12 protein-coding genes are annotated in these 17,149 nt (G+C 62.2%); 6 read left to right on the top strand and 6 right to left on the bottom strand.

All coding sequences use genetic code 11. The features are described 5' to 3' along the window. Positions 1 to 527: 527 nt before the first annotated feature. Positions 528 to 1,358 carry a hypothetical protein gene (locus B5483_RS03895; protein WP_139383895.1) on the bottom strand — a complete coding sequence of 277 codons (831 nt, stop codon included), beginning with the start codon at positions 1,356 to 1,358 and terminating at the stop codon, positions 528 to 530. Then, positions 1,355 to 2,560 (bottom strand): tyrosine-type recombinase/integrase, encoded by a 1,206-nt coding sequence (locus B5483_RS03890; RefSeq protein WP_079729507.1) that lies wholly within the window; start codon positions 2,558 to 2,560, stop codon positions 1,355 to 1,357. The genes B5483_RS03895 and B5483_RS03890 overlap by 4 nt, the downstream gene beginning before the upstream one ends. A gap of 348 nt (positions 2,561 to 2,908) precedes the next feature. Here B5483_RS03890 and B5483_RS03885 point away from each other — a divergent pair, with 348 nt between their 5' ends. After that, positions 2,909 to 6,289, top strand: a complete 3,381-nt coding sequence (locus tag B5483_RS03885; RefSeq protein ID WP_079729506.1) for a hybrid sensor histidine kinase/response regulator — start codon at positions 2,909 to 2,911, stop codon at positions 6,287 to 6,289. On the opposite strand, the gene B5483_RS03880 is transcribed toward B5483_RS03885, so the two are convergent. After that, on the bottom strand, positions 6,251 to 6,886 hold the full coding sequence (locus tag B5483_RS03880; protein ID WP_054948403.1) for a response regulator transcription factor: 636 nt from the start codon (positions 6,884 to 6,886) through the stop codon (positions 6,251 to 6,253). The two genes, B5483_RS03885 and B5483_RS03880, sit on opposite strands and share 39 nt — an antisense overlap. A gap of 22 nt (positions 6,887 to 6,908) precedes the next feature. Then, positions 6,909 to 8,858 (bottom strand): acetate--CoA ligase, encoded by a 1,950-nt coding sequence (gene acs, locus B5483_RS03875; protein ID WP_079729505.1) that lies wholly within the window; start codon positions 8,856 to 8,858, stop codon positions 6,909 to 6,911. Between the two features lie 211 nt (positions 8,859 to 9,069). On the opposite strand from acs, the gene B5483_RS03870 reads away from it, so the two are divergent. The 5 genes from B5483_RS03870 (at position 9,070) to B5483_RS03850 (ending at position 15,246) form a co-directional block, all read left to right on the top strand. Then, positions 9,070 to 10,506, top strand: coding sequence for a DcaP family trimeric outer membrane transporter (locus tag B5483_RS03870; RefSeq protein ID WP_245828808.1), 1,437 nt, complete (start codon positions 9,070 to 9,072; stop codon positions 10,504 to 10,506). A 56-nt stretch (positions 10,507 to 10,562) separates the two neighbouring features. Further along, the gene (locus B5483_RS03865; protein ID WP_079729503.1) at positions 10,563 to 12,227 is read left to right on the top strand and encodes an MFS transporter; all 1,665 of its coding nucleotides are present in this window, start codon (positions 10,563 to 10,565) and stop codon (positions 12,225 to 12,227) included. Positions 12,228 to 12,338: 111 nt separating this feature from the next. Next, positions 12,339 to 12,854, top strand: a complete 516-nt coding sequence (locus B5483_RS03860) for a GNAT family N-acetyltransferase (protein WP_079729502.1) — start codon at positions 12,339 to 12,341, stop codon at positions 12,852 to 12,854. 26 nt (positions 12,855 to 12,880) lie between these two features. Continuing rightward, positions 12,881 to 14,764, top strand: a complete 1,884-nt coding sequence (locus tag B5483_RS03855) for an AMP-binding protein (RefSeq protein WP_079729501.1) — start codon at positions 12,881 to 12,883, stop codon at positions 14,762 to 14,764. Between the two features lie 158 nt (positions 14,765 to 14,922). After that, positions 14,923 to 15,246, top strand: coding sequence for a PilZ domain-containing protein (locus B5483_RS03850; RefSeq protein WP_231634518.1), 324 nt, complete (start codon positions 14,923 to 14,925; stop codon positions 15,244 to 15,246). Positions 15,247 to 15,336: 90 nt separating this feature from the next. Here the strand turns inward: B5483_RS03850 and lpdA are convergent, their stop codons facing one another. Further along, positions 15,337 to 16,752, bottom strand: a complete 1,416-nt coding sequence (lpdA, locus tag B5483_RS03845) for a dihydrolipoyl dehydrogenase (protein ID WP_079729500.1) — start codon at positions 16,750 to 16,752, stop codon at positions 15,337 to 15,339. 4 nt (positions 16,753 to 16,756) lie between these two features. Next, positions 16,757 to 17,149, bottom strand: coding sequence for an acyl-CoA thioesterase (locus B5483_RS03840; RefSeq protein ID WP_054944821.1), 393 nt, complete (start codon positions 17,147 to 17,149; stop codon positions 16,757 to 16,759).

The following is a 17,149-nucleotide window of genomic DNA, read 5'->3' as shown; positions in this document are numbered from 1 at the left end:
GCTCCTCGCTCTCCTCGCATTGCTGCGGACTTCCTTCGGGCCAATGGGAGGGCGCCAGCCAGGCAAACTGCGCGTGACGCAATTTGAGATCTGCAATTGCAATAGCGAGACCGGCTGCGGACCTATGCATTGCCTTTTCGGCGTCGACGGCACGTTCCAGGCGTTGGCGTGTGTCGCGATCGGGGGGCAGCATTATATCGCACCCCCGTTCACACGGGCTGCAATCACAGCATCGAGCCAAGGGCGCGGCACTGCTACGCTGCCGAAGTGTCCTCGGCCCATTTTGATAAAGGCCGGCAGTTCTCCTCGAGCGGCGCTTGCATAGTAGGCACTGACTGAACAGCCGAGGTATTCCGCTGCAGCCTTGGGCCGCAAAAGTGGACCAGTCGCAGGCAGGCCGGCCCAAGGCTTATCGATGGTTTCCATTGCTGAAATCCTCAATCGTTGCGCCGGGGAATTCCGGCCGCTGACTGAGAAAATCAGGGCATGTACGTTAGAAAAAAAGCACGGGATTCAGGCGAAAATTTCTAACGCGACTCACTGATAGACATGGCTTCACTGAACAAACTAGAAAAGTGCGCACCCGCGACCTGATGCACTTCGAGAAACCAGGGCAAATCACGGTCTGAAAGAAGATTTATAAAGGATCGGTGCGATTCAGTGCCTGATCGATAAATTTCCGATATTCTTTTGTTTGCAGTGCCGGCGGCATCAGCATTGCCTGCACTCCACGCGGAATCACGCTCTTTCGCAGCGGCAACTATTTCGCGGCGTAACTCCGATTGTGCCTGCTTATCTCGAGCAATTTCGCGATTGATAGGCGCCTGACGTGCGGAATAAGCACTCTCGAGAGACTTAGCCTTAAGCGCCTTTCCGTAGTGGTCGCCTTGTCCGTTCCTCTGCAGGCGCCGGATTTCCTCCTCTGCTGCCTTTGCCGCTTCCGCTGCGGACATCCCGCGTTCTGCGAACTTCGAGATAAGATTGTCTCTGTGCCAGTTCTGCTCTGCGCTCCTCTCTTCCCTGGGTATCTCGAGTTTGAAACCGTCCTCACCATGCTCCACGGCCAACGCTATGGCGATGCGGACCCAATCCTCTGCTGACGGTGACCAGTCCGAGTAATTCCGAATATCTGATCGCGCGGATTCCAAATCCGCTCGCCATTGCTCCTCGCAACGCACCTTCTCCGCCTCCCAATCGGCAACGTTTCGAAAGCCTGCGTCTCGAGAGCTCATTGCTTCCATTGCAGCGAGTGCAGAATTCGCTTCGTTGCGCAGGGACGTGACACACACCGGCTCAGGAATGAGACCATGGCGAAGGAATAGTCTGAAAAACTTCTCTCGGAAATCCGTCGCTGTCATGCTGCCACCTGCACAGGGACAGGTGCGGTTGTGACGAACGATGACCATGCCTCCATGAGCGCTCGGCGCCTGTCCAATGCTTCGCCGCGGCGATAGGCTCGGCGCACTTTCGAGCCCACGACATGGGCCAAGGCTTCCTCGCTGATTTCATCGGGAAATTCGGTGCAATCCAGAGCCCAGTCTTTGAATGCGGATCGAAAACCATGAACTGTGTACCGGTCGACCTTCATGCGACGCATGAGCATGGGAATCGTCATAATGCTCAGTTCGCCGCGTTTCCCTCGCCCTTTGAAAATCGGTGCATCGGGCGCACCCCTGCCAATCGAATCCAAGATTTCAACGGCTGCAGGCGGCAATGTAACCGTGTGCGCAAATCCGGCCTTCATGCGCTCGGCTGGCACCGTCCAAAGATTGCCGTCAACTTCGCCCCATCTCGCCCCCAGAACTTCACCGGATCTTGCTGCGGTCAGGATTAGGAATTCCAGGGCGCGCGCAGCAATTGCCGGCCGGTCCGCAAGTTTGCGGCAGAATAGCGGCAGTTCGGCATAAGGCATTGCAGCATGGTGACCGCGGCTAAGGCGCTGTCGCTTCGGCAACAGAATCTCCAGATGACCGCGCCAAAGGGCTGGGTTTATCGAATCTTGCGATCGATAACCGCGCGCCTTGGCGGCGTTTAGGACCTTTTCAATCCGTCCGCGCACTCGATTGGCGGTTTCCGGGATTGTCAGCCAGATAGGCTGCAGGGCCGCCAAGACGTCCTCTGTTGTGACGTCTGCGACGGATTTGTCCCGTAGACATGAGGCGTGTTGTTCTAGTGAGTTTCGCCACTGCTGCCGATGCTTCTCGTTGCGCCATCCCTCTTCGACCGAAGCTATATATGAATCGGCAAAACTGCCGAACGTTGGGACAGAATCGGGTTCGCGCTCGGCTTCCTGCTCAGCTTTGCGAGCATCGATCGGATTGATTCCATCGGCGACCATTGCACGGGCTTCCGCAGCCTTATCGCGGGCACGAGCAAGCGGCACGTCATTGGCAGAGCCGAGTCCCATCTCTTTGCGCCGGCCCTCCCATTGGAAGACGTAAACCCAGCGGCGCCCGCCATTCGTGGTGGAGAGGTAAAGTCCGCCACCGTCTGCCAGCAATCCAGACTTCTTTGCATTCTGGACTTGTTTGACCGTTAAGCGATTTAAGTGCCTAGCCATCGTCTGCCCTAAAACCTGCCCTAAAAGAGATGGCTGCAATGTAGGACATAGCTGTGGATAATGCTAGACGCTCGGACGCTCTATATTTGAGTCAACTTATTGTTGAATCAACCTAAAGTTGAATAGGTGACGTAAGGCTGTGGAGGCCTTTAGACTATTACTTTAATAGACACCCTGTCCGCCAATTTCCTCCAAGACGGCAAGGCGCATGGCGCAAGTTGCAACTGACAAGGATGGATCGACCGGCTAGGACTTCGCAAGGGAGTTGGGTGCGGAGGTCCGGTTGGGTTGCGTGGCAAATGCTGAAGCCGGAATCGCTGATGCCTTGAGGGCACAGGGCCAACGCGCATGAGTCTGGCTTCATCGGCGTTCGCCGCCCTTGCCCTGATCCTTCTGCTGTTTGCAGTGGCCGCCATCGTCGAAGCCCGCGGAGACCTGTTTTCGCGCCGGCCCGCCTTGCGCCACCATGCCTATACACTGGCGCTTGGCGTCTATTGTTCGAGTTGGACATTCTATGGCGCCGTGGGCAGCGCGGTCCGTAGCGGGTGGGCCTATGTGCCGATCTACCTGGGCCCGGCGCTCCTCCTGCTTCTTGCTCCCGGGTTCCTGTCGCGCCTGTCGGCTGCGGTCAGGGAGGAGCGCGCGGCGACCGTGTCGGACTTCATCGCCGCGCGCTTTGGCCACGACGCCGGTGTGGCACGGATGGTCACGCTCATCGCCCTGCTGGGAAGCATTCCCTACCTGGCGTTGCAACTGCGGTCGATCGGCAATGCCCTGACCATCGTGTCCGGCCGCGACATCATGGTGCCATCGATGGTCGCTGCCTCGGGCTTGCTCACCTTGTTCGCGCTGCTCTTCGGCACCCGCCGGTTCGAGCTGGCAGGCCGTAGCGAAGGGCTGCTCTACGCGATCGGGCTGGACTCGGTCATCAAGATCGTCGCGCTGTTCGCCGTAGCGGCTCTTGCACTGGTGCTGCTTTCCGGTGCGGAAGCCGCCCCGTTCGCAAAAGCCGTCGAGACGCTGGGAGAGCGCTTTGCACCAACCCACCTCACCTTCGAGATCGCACTGATCACGCTGGTTTCCACTTTCGCGATCATCGCCTTGCCCCGGCAATTCTACATGGGATTGGTGGAAGCACGCGACGAGCGTGATCTCGTACGGGCGCGTTTCGGGCTGGCTGCCTACCTGCTGGGCATGGCCGTGCTGATCGTACCGATCGCATTGGCCGGGGCCGCGCTCCTGCCGCAGGACATCGACGCGGACCTCTATGTCCTGCAATTACCCGCTTCGGCGGGGTCGGAACTGATCCTGGCGGCAGCGCTGCTGGGAGGGATCGGCGCGGCCAGTTCGATGGCAATCGTCGATACGACTGCACTGGCGACCATGGTGTCGAACGATCTGTTCGCCGGCGCCGTGATCGGTTCGGGCAAGGACCGTCAGGCCGGAGCCATCGGTGCGCGAATGCTCGGGATGCGGCGCATCTCCGTTGCCGGGGTCATGCTCCTGGCATTGGCCTTTGCCCTGCTGATTTCGCGCGGCCAGTCGCTGGCGTCGATGGGGCTGACAGCCTTTGCCGCCATGGCGTTGTTCTCACCGCACCTCATCATTGCAGCGCTGGGCAAGGGACGCGATCCCGTCGCCGCGCGGGCCAGTCTCGGTATCGGGCTTGCGCTTTGGGCTTACACCCTGGCCCTTCCCCCGATCTTGCCGGTGCCCTGGCTCGACGCCCTTGCCGGGAGCTTCATCGACCCGCATCGCCTCTTCGGCATCGGTCGGGCGAGCCCCTTTGTCCATGGCGTGGTCTGGAGCCTTGGCGTGGATCTTGCCGTTTATGCCCTTGTCGCCGCTCGCAAGATCCCGGCGCCGGACCTGCCCCGCATTTTCGCCACGCCGGGCCGTGTCTCAAACGTCGGCGAACTGACGCATTTCGTGGCCAGTTTCGTGGGCGAAGAGCGGGCGCAGCGCGAATTTTCCGAGTCCGATCCGCACGATCAGGTAACCCCGAAAAATGCCCGCAAGGCGCAGGATCTGATTGCCCGCGTGGTCGGGGCATCATCTGCGCGGGCACTGGTTGCATCGGCACTGGCCAGCGGGCGGATGGATCTGTCCGACGTCACCCGCCTGCTTGACGAAGGTGGCCAGTCGCTGCGTTTCTCGCGACAGTTGCTGGCTGCCACTTTCGAGAATGTCGATGCCGGCATCAGCGTGGTCGACGGCGAACTCAACCTGATTGCGTGGAATTCGGGCTACGAGGATATCTTCAACTATCCTGCGGGCATGGTCCGCGTCGGTGCGCCGATCGAAGAACTGATCCGACACAATGCCACGCGCGGCCATTTCGGAGAAGGGGATGTCGACGCAGTGGTCGAACGCAGGCTTGAGCCACTACGAGAAGGCCGCGCGCATAGCTTCGAACGCCGGAGCAGCGACGGCAGGGTGATCAAGACAGTGGGCGGTCCGATGCCGGGCGGTGGATACGTCATGTCCTTCACCGACGTCACCGAGGAAGCCCGCATCCGCGATGAACTGGAACAGACCCTTGAACAGCTAGAGGAACGGGTGGAGGACCGCACGCGCGAGTTGAGCGAGGCCAATCGCCTGCTCGCCCGCGCCACCAGGGACAAGACCCGCTTCCTTGCCGCTGCCAGTCACGACCTGCTGCAACCGCTCCATGCTGCGCGTCTGTTCACCGCCGCTCTGGGCAGGTCGGTGCCCGACAAGGAAAAGCCGCTTGTAGGCCGTGTCGACGGCGCGATTGTCGCAGCCGAAGAACTGCTGCGCGCTTTGCTGGACATTTCCCGGCTCGATGCCGGTGGGGTCACGCCCGAGACCGAACCGGTTGCCCTTGGTCCATTCCTCGACGATTTGGTTGCGAGTTTTCAGCCTTCCGCCGAAGCCAAGGGTCTCTCGCTCAGGACAGGACCGCTTTTCGGCCATATCGAGACCGATCCCGGCCTGCTGCGCTCGGTCATGCAGAACTTCCTGTCCAACGCACTGCGCTATACCGAGCGCGGGGGCGTGCTCGTGGGCGTGCGCAAGCGCGGGGACATGCTGCGCATCGACGTAATCGACAGCGGCGTGGGCTTCGAGCCGGAGCAGTCGGAAGCGATTTTCCGCGAGTTCACCCGATTGGGCACAACGGAAGCCGAGGGACTGGGGCTGGGGCTCGCACTCGTCGAGCGCATCGTCAGGCTTCTGGGCGGGCGCATCGAAGTCGATGCGCGGCCCGGTCATGGCAGCCGCTTCAGCCTCATGCTGCCCGCACGTGAGGCGGACGATCAGCCAGCCCAAGCCCGGAAGGACCCCGCCCCTGCCCCGGCGCCCGGTCATGGACTGACGGTTCTGGTGGTCGACAACGACAGTCGAATTGTCGAGGCGACCGTCGAACTGGTCGAGAGTCTCGGACATCGCGCGATCGGTGTGCGGGACACTGCCGGTTCGCTGGCCCATGTCGACGAGATCGACGCGGTTCTGGCCGACTACCGGCTGGACAATGGCGAGGATGGCCTGAGCCTGATCGTGCGGTTGCGTGCCTTGCGCAAGGGCCTTCCGGCCGCGATCTTTACTGCCGAAGTCGGGGGCTCGTTCCGGAGCAAGGCCGAAGCCTCGGGCGTACCGGTCCATGCCAAGCCCGTGGCACCTGAAGTGATAGAGGCCTTCCTCGCCCGTGCGGCGATCATGTCGGTGGGATCAGTGTTGCAGATGCAGTCCGAGAGAACGCGCCACTAGCGCGGCCTGCGTGCGATTGCTCACATCGAGCTTCTTCATGATCGCAGTCATGTGGGCCTTTACGGTCGCTTCGGTAATGCCGAGGCCATAGGCGATCTGCTTGTTGAGCTGCCCATCGAGCACCGCCAGCAGCACCTTGAGCTGCATGGGTGTAAGGTCCGCAACTTCATTGCGGATCGGCTCGAGTTCGCCGCCGGTCCGAGGCGCGTTGCCGCCTGCGGGCGCATGACCTCCCAGCGCCTTTGCCACGGCCTCTTCGATTTGGACGAGATCGCTGTCCTTGCGCAGGAAACCGATGGCTCCGAAGGCGCGGGCCTCTTCTGCTGCGGACTCCCCCTCGGCGCTCGACACGACGAGGATCGGTACCTTGGGCCTTTCGGCGTGTATCAGGGCGATTCCCGAAAACCCGATGGCACCTGGCATCTTGAGGTCGAGCAGAACCAGCGCGAGGTCGTCCAGTTCACAGGCCAGCCGCGAAGCCGCCGGGAGCGTCCCGGCTTCGACGATCCGTGCATCGGGGGCCACCTGCCCCACCGCCAGGGTCAATGCCTGGCGGAAGAGCGGGTGGTCGTCGGCGATGAGAACGCTGCGGCTCACGCCCCCTTGGCCCCCTGTTCCTTCAGGCAGTCGCCGGTTGCGGCCGGTTGGCGATCAGATTGTCGACCACCGAGGGGTCTGCCAGCGTCGAAGTATCGCCAAGGTTGGAGAAGTCGTTCTCGCCGATCTTGCGCAGGATGCGGCGCATGATCTTGCCCGAGCGGGTTTTGGGCAGGCCCGGCGCGAACTGGATCACGTCCGGCGTGGCGATCGGGCCAATTTCCTGACGGACCCACTGGACGAGTTCCTTGCGCAGGGCCTCGTCCGGCTCGACTTCGGAGTTGCAGGTGACGAAGGCGTAGATGCCCTGCCCCTTGATCTCGTGCGGCATGCCGACGACGGCCGCTTCGGCAACCTTGGCATGAGCGACAAGCGCGGACTCGATCTCGGCAGTGCCCATGCGATGGCCCGATACGTTGATGACGTCATCGATGCGGCCAGTGATCCAGTAATACCCGTCCTCGTCGCGGCGACAGCCGTCGCCAGTGAAGTAATAGCCCTTGAACGTCGAGAAATAGGTCTGGAAGAAGCGCTCGTGGTCACCCCAGACAGTGCGCATCTGGCCGGGCCAGGAATCGGTGAGGACAAGGCAACCGTCTCCGGCGCCGGTAATCTCGATACCTTCGTTGTCGACCAGCATCGGCTTCACGCCGAACATCGGACGCGTGGCCGAACCCGGCTTTAGCGCAGTGGCGCCGGGCAGCGGGCTGATCATGATGCCGCCGGTCTCGGTCTGCCACCAGGTATCGACGATCGGGCAACGGTCTTCGCCGACGACGCGGTGGTACCATTCCCAGGCTTCGGGATTGATCGGCTCACCGACCGAGCCCAGCAGGCGCAGCGACTTGCGGCTGGTCTTCTTCACCCACTCGTCGCCTTCGCGCATCAGGGCGCGCAGGGCCGTCGGGGCACCGTAGAAGATCTCGACGTCGAACTTGTCGACGACCTGCCAGAAGCGCGAGGCGTCGGGATAGTTGGGCACGCCTTCGAACATGACCGTCGTCGCGCCGTTCATCAGCGGTCCGTAGACGACATAGGAGTGGCCCGTGACCCACCCGATATCCGCCGCACACCAGTAGATCTGGCCGGGACGGTAGTCGAAGACGTATTCATGCGTCATCGATGCCCAGACGGAATAACCGCCAGTCGTGTGCAGAACACCCTTCGGCTTCCCGGTCGATCCGGACGTGTAAAGGATGAACAGCGGATCTTCCGCATTCATTTCCTCGGGCGGGCAATCGCTCGACTGGCCGGAAACGCCAGTGGCCCAGTCGATATCGCGGCCCTCGGTCATCGGCACGTCCGCACCGGTGTGCTTGAGGACGATCACGGTGTCGACGCTGGTACAATGCGAGAGCGCAGCATCGACATTCGCCTTGAGCGGGACTTTCTTGCCCCCGCGCAGACCCTCGTCCGAGGTCAGGACGATGCGGCTGTCGCAGTCGATGATGCGGCCTGCCAAGGCGTCGGGCGAGAAACCGGCGAAAACGATCGAGTGGATCGCGCCAATTCGGGCACAGGCGAGCATGGCAACGGCCGCCTCGGGAACCATCGGCAGGTAGATGGTGACACGCTCGCCGCGCTTGACCCCGCGTGACTTGAGCAGGTTGGCGAACTGGCAGACCTGCTCATAAAGTTCGCGATAGGTGATGCGGCGTTCCGGCTTGTTCGGATCGTCCGGCTCCCAAAGGATCGCAATGGCATCGCCGCGCTCGGCAAGGTGGCGGTCAAGGCAGTTGGCAGAGAGGTTGAGAGTTCCATCGGTGAACCACGAAATGCCGAAGTCGGCTTCGTGAAAACTGGTCTGTTTGACCGCGCTGAACGGCCTGATCCAATCGATCCGCTGCGCTTCCTCGCGCCAGAAACCTTCCGGGTCCTCAACCGAACGACGGTACATTTCCTGATAGCGGGCATCGTCGATCAGGGCGTTCTGGGCCCATTCGGCGGGGACGGGATAGACGGTCTCTGCCATGTCTCTCATTCTCCTCTCCGTGGAGTGTGTCCGGCAAACCCGGCTTTCCACGAACCTTTAGCACATAGACCCGTGTACCGGGACATTAGACCATGGTCGTAACCGTTAGACCATGGTCAGGATGGTTCAAACACACCTCCTGCCTGATCCTGTGAAAGTTCCGGAACATCTCCCGAAAAGTGGAGAGGCCGGGCTCGGGAAGGAGAGGATCATGAACCACGCCACAAGTGGGAATTCCAAAGCGCGATTGCTAGCTAGCGCATTGCTTGCAGGCAGTTTTCTGGTTGCGCCTGCCGCCGCCAATGCCGCAGCCCATTCCGCAACCAACCGTGAGGCACAGCTCGAAGACAGGCTCGAACGGCTCGAGGCGGAAATGGCGCAATTGCGCGCCGATCTCGTGCAGGCCCGACAGCAACAGGCAGAAACCCAGGCTACGGCCCAGCAGGCCATTGCCGCGGCCACTGCCAGGAGCGAGGAAGCCGCCGCCAAGGTTGCTGCCCTTGAAAGCAAGCCGCAGGCAGATGGCTTCAGGTCGGGCGACACGACGATCAAGCTGGGCGGCTACATCAAGATGATCGCTTCGACGAGCCGCTTCAGCGAAGGCGAAGTGGCCACAAACTCTCTGGGACGCGACTTCTACCTGCCTCAGGCCATCCCCACCGGAATCGGGCCTTCGCAGCGGGTCGAGGACTTCACTGCAAAGCAATCGCGCTTCTGGCTCAACCTTGCCACCGACGTAGGAGGCCACAGCGTGAAGGGCCTTGTCGAGGTCGACTTCCAGACTGCGCCGGGCACGCAAGGATCGCAGCGCACCACCAATGGCTACAACCTCGCCCTGCGCCGTGCCTGGATGCAGGTCGGCAGGCTCACCATCGGCCAGGACTGGTCGACGTTCCAGTACACTGGCGCCCTGCCCGAAAGCACCGACTTCGTCGGCACGACCGAAGGCACGGTTTTCGTAAGACAGCCGCTCGTGCGCTACAGTGCGCCAGTCGGCAAGGGGCTGGCCCTGCATGCCTCCATCGAAGAGCCGGAATCGGGCACGGCTACGCTGGGCTTACCTGCCCTTATGGAGAACGGCGACGACAGGATCCCCGATTTCGCCGCCCGCCTGGCTTGGACCGGCAAGGCCGGGGAAGCCTCGCTTGCCGGCCTCGTACGGCAGGTCCGCGTCGCCAGCGCCGGCACCGCGGCCGACACCATGGGCTGGGGCGTCAGTGCCGGCGGCAAGCTCTGGCTCAACCGGAACAAGTCGAGCGATCTGCGCGCGCTGGTGACCTACGGTCATAACGCCAGTCGCTACATCGGCCTGAACTTTGCCCCGGACGCCGTCTACGATCCGGCGACCAACGACCTGGCCAACGTCAACGTCCTGGCCGCCATGGTTGCCGCTCGCATCGCGATCGCCCCCAATGTCCGCATCAACCTGATGGGCAGCTACCAGGATGTCGACTATGCCAAGAGCCTGCCGCTCGACAGCATCGCCAGCTTCAACAAGCGGGCATGGAGCGGTGCAGCCAACGTCTTCTATTCGCCGGTCAAGAACATCGATCTCGGCCTCGAGTACCGCCATGGCGAGCGCAAGCTGGTCAACGGCAATGACGGCGCCCTCGACCGCGTCGAATTCGCAGCAAAGTACAGCTTCTGAGGATATACCTTGCCTGCCTGACAACGACCGGGCGGGCCCATTTGGGAGAGTGAGCAATGGCTACGACATATGACGCCTTGCCGAAGCATCACAAGGCGACGGGCCGGGAAAAGCTCGTCATTACGGCATCGTCGCTCGGCACCGTGTTCGAGTGGTACGACTTCTATCTCTACGGGCTGCTTGCCAGTTTCATTTCCAAGGTCTTCTTTTCGGGCGTCAACGAAACGACCGGCTTCATTCTGGCGCTGGGCGCCTTTGCCGCCGGTTTTGCAGTCCGCCCCTTCGGCGCGCTCGTGTTCGGTCGGGTCGGCGACCTAGTCGGCCGCAAGTACACGTTCCTCGTTACGATGGGCCTGATGGGCCTGTCCACTTTCGCGGTCGGCCTGCTGCCCGGTTACGATACCATCGGCATCGCCTCGCCTATCATCCTCGTCACCTTGCGCATCATCCAGGGCCTGGCGCTGGGCGGTGAGTACGGCGGCGCAGCGACATACGTGGCCGAGCACGCGCCCGACAACAAGCGCGGCCTCTACACCAGCTTCATCCAGATCACGGCGACTTTCGGACTGTTCGCCGCCCTTCTCATCGTGCTGGGCGTACGTACCGGCATGGGCGAGGAAAGCTTCACGGGTTGGGGCTGGCGCGTGCCGTTCCTGCTTTCGGCAATCCTGCTCGTCGTCTCGATGTACATTCGACTGCAGCTCAGCGAGAGCCCCGTCTACCAGAAGATGAAGGATGAAGGCACCACATCCAAGGCGCCGATCAAGGAAGCCTTCGGTCAGTGGGGCAACCTCAAGTTCGTGCTCATCGCCCTGTTCGGCGCCGTCGCCGGTCAGGCCGTCGTCTGGTACACCGGCCAGTTCTACGCGATGTTCTACCTCGAAAAGATCCTTAAGGTGGATGGCGCGACCACGAACTACCTGATCGCCATCGCCCTTGCGCTGGGCACGCCGTTCTTCGTGTTCTTCGGCTGGCTCTCGGACCGGATCGGCCGCAAGTACATCATTCTGGGCGGGTGCGCCCTGGCTGCGGTGACATACTTCCCGGCCTTCCACGCACTTTCGAATGCCGCCAACCCGGCCCTTGCCGCCGCAAGCCTCAACGCACCGGTGGTGGTTACGGCCCACGACGCGGAGTGCTCGTTCCAGTTCGACCCGGTCGGCAAGAACAAGTTCGATGCCTCGAGCTGCGATATTGCAAAGGCATTCCTTGCCAAGAGCGGCATCAACTACACCAACGAGGCTGCACCTGCAGGTACGGTGGCTTCGGTCGCGATCGGCGACACCGTTATGGTCGCGCCCAACCCGGCCGAGGTGCAGGGTGAAGACCGCGCCGCCGCGATCACCGCTTATCAGGACCAGCTCAAGGCCGGTCTTGCCGCAGCCGGCTACCCTGCCGCGGCCGATCCGGAGCAGATGAACAAGGTCACGGTCGTCGCAATCCTGTTCTACCTCGTTCTGCTGGTAACCATGGTCTACGGCCCGATTGCCGCGATGCTGGTGGAACTGTTCCCCAGCCGGATCCGCTACACCTCGATGTCGCTGCCCTATCACCTGGGCAACGGCTGGTTCGGCGGCTTCCTTCCGACCACGGCCTTCGCGATGGTCGCTGCGACGGGCGATATCTACTACGGCCTGTGGTATCCTGTGGTGGTCGCCGTTGCGACTCTGCTGATCGGACTGTTCTTCCTGCCGGAGACGTTCCGCCGGAATATCGACTGATCCGATGAAAGTAGCGCCCGCGCCTGGCCGAGATTGCTCTCGATCAAGGTGCGGGCGTCGCCGACGACATATGAGATTGCCGCCCCCCACCTCCAGACGGAGTTTGTCTCAATGTCTCTCCACGATTGCGTAAAGCTTGAAACCCGTTCCGGTATCGAACTTGAAGTCCGCCCCGTAACCGAAGCCGATGAAGCCGAACTGGCCGCCTTCTTCGAGCGCGTCACCGACGAGGACCGCCGTTTCCGGTTCATGTCCGGTGCCCGCCAGATCGGCCGCGAGCAGCTGGAACCGCTGGTGCACCCGGATCACTTCCGGACGGAATCGTGGATCGCCTGCAACCTGGCGAGCGGACAGATCGTCGCCTCGGGCCTCATGGCCTGCGACGGACCGCTCGATACGGCGGAAATCGCAATCTCGGTCTGCGCCAGCCATCGCGGCAAGGGCATCGGCTGGGCCATGCTCGATTTCCTCGCAGATCAGGCCGCCGCAAGGGGTTGCCGCCGCGCCATTTCCATAGAGGACAGGGCCAATCATGCAGCCATCGAACTGGAACGCGAAAAGGGCTTCGTTCCCGAACCGTTCAACGGTGATCCGAGCCTGATAATCCTGTCCAAGACATTCAGATAACCATCAGAAAAACAAGTGAGAGGCCAATGAGCGAAGCCTACCGGCAAACCTGGCAAGCCAGCATCGACGATCCCGAGACCTTCTGGACGAAGGCGGCCGCAATGATCGACTGGGACAGGCAGCCGACGCGCGCTTACGATCCCGAACAGGGGTGGTTTCCCGGGGGCTCGCTCAATACCTGTTACAATGCCGTCGACCGGCATGTGGCGGCAGGCCGCGGCGATGCCACGGCCCTGATTTACGACAGCCCGGTCACCGGGGCGGTCCGAAGTTGGACATTCGGCGAGCTTCTCGACGAAGTCGGGCGCGTGGCTGCCATGCTGGCAAGCCTTGGCGTCGACAAGGGCGACCGCGTCGTCATCTACATGCCGATGGTGCCCGAGACGGCCTTCGCCATGCTAGCCTGCGCACGCCTCGGGGCGATCCATTCGGTGGTCTTCGGCGGTTTTGCCGCGCACGAACTGGCAAAGCGCATCGATGACGCCACGCCCAAGGTCGTGTTGACCGCATCGTGCGGGATCGAAGGCAAGCGGATCATCGCCTACAAACCCTTGGTCGACGAGGCCCTGGCCAGCGCCACGCACAAGGTCGAGCGCGTGATCGTCCTGCAGCGCGATCTCCTTACCGCGGAACTGCGCCGGGACCGGGATTCCGACTGGGCCGAATTGCGCGCTGCGACAGCAGAAGAAGCGATCCCCGATTGCGTTGCGGTGGCATCGAACGACCCGCTCTACATCCTCTATACGTCCGGCACGACCGGCACCCCCAAGGGCGTCGTCCGCGAAAATGGCGGTCATGCCGTCAATCTCGCCTGGACGATGGAGGCGATCTACGCGATCGGCCCGGGAGACGTCTTCTGGGCAGCATCAGACGTGGGCTGGGTCGTCGGCCACAGCTACATCGTCTATGGCCCCCTGCTGGTTGGCGCGACCACCGTGCTGTTCGAGGGCAAGCCGGTCGGCACCCCAGATCCGGGCACATTCTGGCGCACGATCGTGCGTCATGACGTCAAGACGTTCTTCACCGCACCCACCGCCATCCGGGCGATCCGCAAGGAAGACCCCGATGCGACGTTTCTGGGGGAAATCGGTACCGGCACTCTCCAGGCCATTTTCCTGGCCGGCGAACGCGCCGATCCCGAAACGATTGCCTGGGCCGAGACACATACCGGCCTGCCGGTCATCGACCACTGGTGGCAGACCGAGCTGGGCGCGCCCGCCATCGCCAGTTGCTTCGGCCTCGGTGATACGCGACGCAAACGCGGCAGCGCCGGCTTTCCGGTGCCCGGGTACGCCTTCGCCATCCTGGACGAAGAGGGCCGCCCGGTGCCGGATGGCCAGAGCGGTGCCGTTGCAATGCGCGAGCCGCTTGCGCCTTGCGCGTTCCGGACGCTGTGGAACAACAAGGCAGGCTACGAGAAGAACTTCGCTTCCTTCCCCGGCCATTACGAAACCGGCGATGCGGGGCACTTCGACGATGAAGGGTTCCTCCACATCATGGGCCGCACGGATGACATAATCAACGTGGCCGGACACCGCCTCTCCACCGGCCAGATGGAACAGATCGTCGCGACGGTCGAAGGCGTTGCAGAATGCGCGGTCATTGGCGCGGACGACGCGCTCAAGGGAATGATCCCGATTGCCTTCGTGGTGGCGCGAGCGGGCGCCGAGAACGACGAGACCATCCCCGGGCGCGTAATCGCCATGGTGCGATCCGAACTGGGCGCGGTGGCTGCGCTCAAGACCGCCTATCTGGTGCCGCAGTTGCCCAAGACCCGGTCGGGCAAGATCCTTCGCAATGTCCTGCGCAAGATCGTTAACGGGGAAAGTTTCGAAACCCCGGCGACGATCGAGGATGCAGGCGCACCGGATGCTATCCGCGAAGCGGTCAAGACCAAGGTTCTCACCTGATTTCGGATACTTGTACCAGGAGGCTCAAGTCCTATCGCAAGGCACGACCGGATGGCCTTACAGCATATTGAACACGACCCGGGTATCGACCGGCATTGGTGCTAACCTGATGGTAACATCCTGAGATCTAATGGTTTCTACCAACTCAGGAGACCACATTGCACCACGAAAGGATCACCGGCTCGAAACGGCCGCACGCGCAGCGTTCCAAGCGCGTGGGCGTCACGATCCTGTGCGAGGTGCGGCAAGGCACGCGGCCCTGGAAAATGGCACGCCTAGAAGACCTTTCTCCCGGCGGCTTTCGCATTGCATGGTTTCCGGAGGCCCGTCCGGAGTTACCCTTGCGCATCCGGATTCCCGGCATGCAACTGCTGACCGCGCGTATCTGTTGGGAGCGCGATTCGGCTATCGGTTGCGAATTCGACGCGCCGCTCCACATCGCGGTATTCGAGCACATCGTACAGTCCAACCAGACGGCCTGAACCCCCGGACGACCCGGCCCCAAAGAGGAAGGGGCTCGTCCCGCAGGACCCGCCCCTTCCCTGTAATCCTGTCCGGTCGCGGAATCGCGATCAGATGTGGAGGGCGCGCCCGTAAGCGGCCAGTGTCGCCTCGTGCATCATTTCCGACAGCGTCGGATGCGGGAACACGGTGTTCATCAGTTCGGCCTCGGTGGTCTCGAGGGTCTTGCCAACGACATAGCCCTGGATCAGCTCGGTCACTTCCGCGCCGATCATGTGAGCACCGAGCAGTTCACCGGTCTTGGCGTCGAATACCGTCTTGATGAAGCCTTCCGGCTCACCCAGCGCAATCGCCTTGCCGTTGCCGATGAAGGGGAAGTTGCCGACCTTCACTTCGTAACCGGCTTCCTTGGCCTTGGCCTCGGTCATCCCGACGGACGCGATCTGCGGGTGGCAGTAGGTGCAGCCCGGGATGTTGTTGCGGTCGAGCGGGTGGGGATGGACGTCCTTGTTGCCCAGTTCCCTGGCAATCGCCTCGGCAGCGGTGACGCCTTCATGGCTCGCCTTGTGAGCCAGCCACGGTCCGGGCGTGCAGTCGCCGATGGCCCAGATCCCGGCAACGCCGGTGCGGCCGTAACCGTCGATCTGGATGAAACCGCGATCGAGCTTCACGCCCACGCCTTCGAGACCGATTTCCTCGGTGTTCGGCACGATGCCAACGGCCGAGATCACATGGCTGAACTCGTGCTCGACGACCTTGCCATCCTTGCCCTTGATCTTGGCCTTCACACCCTTGTCGCTGGCGGTGATCGCCTCGACGCCGGCGCCGGTCATGATCGTCATGCCCTGCTTGGTCAGCGCCTTTTCGAGGAAGGTGGAAACATCGGCATCTTCAACCGGCACGATCCGGTCGAGCATTTCGACGACGGTCACGTCCACGCCCATGTCGTTGTAGAAGCTGGCGAATTCGATGCCGATGGCGCCAGAGCCCATGACCAGCAACTTGGTCGGCATTTCCGAAGGCGTCATCGCGTGACGGTAGGTCCAGATGCGCTTGCCGTCGGCCTTGGCGAACGGCAACTCGCGTGCCCGAGCGCCGGTAGCGACGATGATGTGCTTGGCCTGCAGTTCGGTCGTCTTGCCGTCAGCGTCCGTCACCGCCAGCTTGCCCTTGGCAACGACCTTGCCGGTGCCGGTGTGGACGGCGATCTTGTTCTTCTTCATCAGGTGCGTCACGCCCTTGTTGAGCTGCGAGGCAACTCCGCGCGAACGTTTGACCACCGCGTCGAGATCGGCGGTGATGTTGTCAGCCGCCAGACCGTAGGCCTTGGCGTGCTTCATCTGGTGGAACACTTCGGCCGAGCGCAGCAGCGCCTTGGTCGGGATGCAGCCCCAATTGAGGCAGATGCCGCCCAGCAGTTCGCGCTCGACGATAGCCGTCTTCAGACCCAACTGCGCGCAGCGGATCGCGGAGACGTAGCCACCGGGGCCGGAACCGAGAACGATGACGTCGTAAGAATCTGCCACTGCTTCAAATCTCCTGGTCATTTGGGCCCGGATCAATCGTCCTGGGCTTGCCGCTGTTGTCCACTGCAACGAAGGTGAACACGGCTTCGGTAACCTTTACTTCTACTTCCTCGTGGCGGTGACGCCGCCAGGCTTCGACCCCGATGGTCATCGAGGATCGACCCACCCGGCGCAGCTCGCCATAGACGGAGACTTCGTCACCCACCTTGACCGGCAGGTGAAACTGCATCCCGTCCATCGCCACCGTCACGGCCCTGCCATGGGAGTGCCGCGCCGCGATCAGGCCTGCACCCATGTCCATCAGGCTCATCAGCCAGCCACCGAAGATATCTCCATAGGCGTTGGCGTCAGCCGGCATGGCCGTGATGCGGATGACCGGATCGCGCCGGGCTTCCAT

This window comes from Novosphingobium mathurense (genome assembly GCF_900168325.1).
Classification (GTDB): domain Bacteria; phylum Pseudomonadota; class Alphaproteobacteria; order Sphingomonadales; family Sphingomonadaceae; genus Novosphingobium; species Novosphingobium mathurense.
This window is presented reverse-complemented; position numbering and strand designations above follow the sequence as displayed.

Bases quoted from the DNA above. Each gene is read 5' to 3' on its own strand.
- B5483_RS03865 (WP_079729503.1), top strand. From the start codon at position 10,563: ATGGCTACGACATATGACGCCTTGCCGAAGCATCACAAGGCGACGGGC.
- B5483_RS03870 (WP_245828808.1), top strand. From the start codon at position 9,070: ATGAACCACGCCACAAGTGGGAATTCCAAAGCGCGATTGCTAGCTAGC.
- B5483_RS03860 (WP_079729502.1), top strand. From the start codon at position 12,339: ATGTCTCTCCACGATTGCGTAAAGCTTGAAACCCGTTCCGGTATCGAA.
- B5483_RS03885 (WP_079729506.1), top strand. From the start codon at position 2,909: ATGAGTCTGGCTTCATCGGCGTTCGCCGCCCTTGCCCTGATCCTTCTG.
- B5483_RS03890 (WP_079729507.1), bottom strand. From the start codon at position 2,560: ATGGCTAGGCACTTAAATCGCTTAACGGTCAAACAAGTCCAGAATGCA.
- B5483_RS03895 (WP_139383895.1), bottom strand. From the start codon at position 1,358: ATGACAGCGACGGATTTCCGAGAGAAGTTTTTCAGACTATTCCTTCGC.
- acs (WP_079729505.1), bottom strand. From the start codon at position 8,858: ATGGCAGAGACCGTCTATCCCGTCCCCGCCGAATGGGCCCAGAACGCC.
- B5483_RS03840 (WP_054944821.1), bottom strand. From the start codon at position 17,149: ATGGAAGCCCGGCGCGATCCGGTCATCCGCATCACGGCCATGCCGGCT.
- B5483_RS03855 (WP_079729501.1), top strand. From the start codon at position 12,881: ATGAGCGAAGCCTACCGGCAAACCTGGCAAGCCAGCATCGACGATCCC.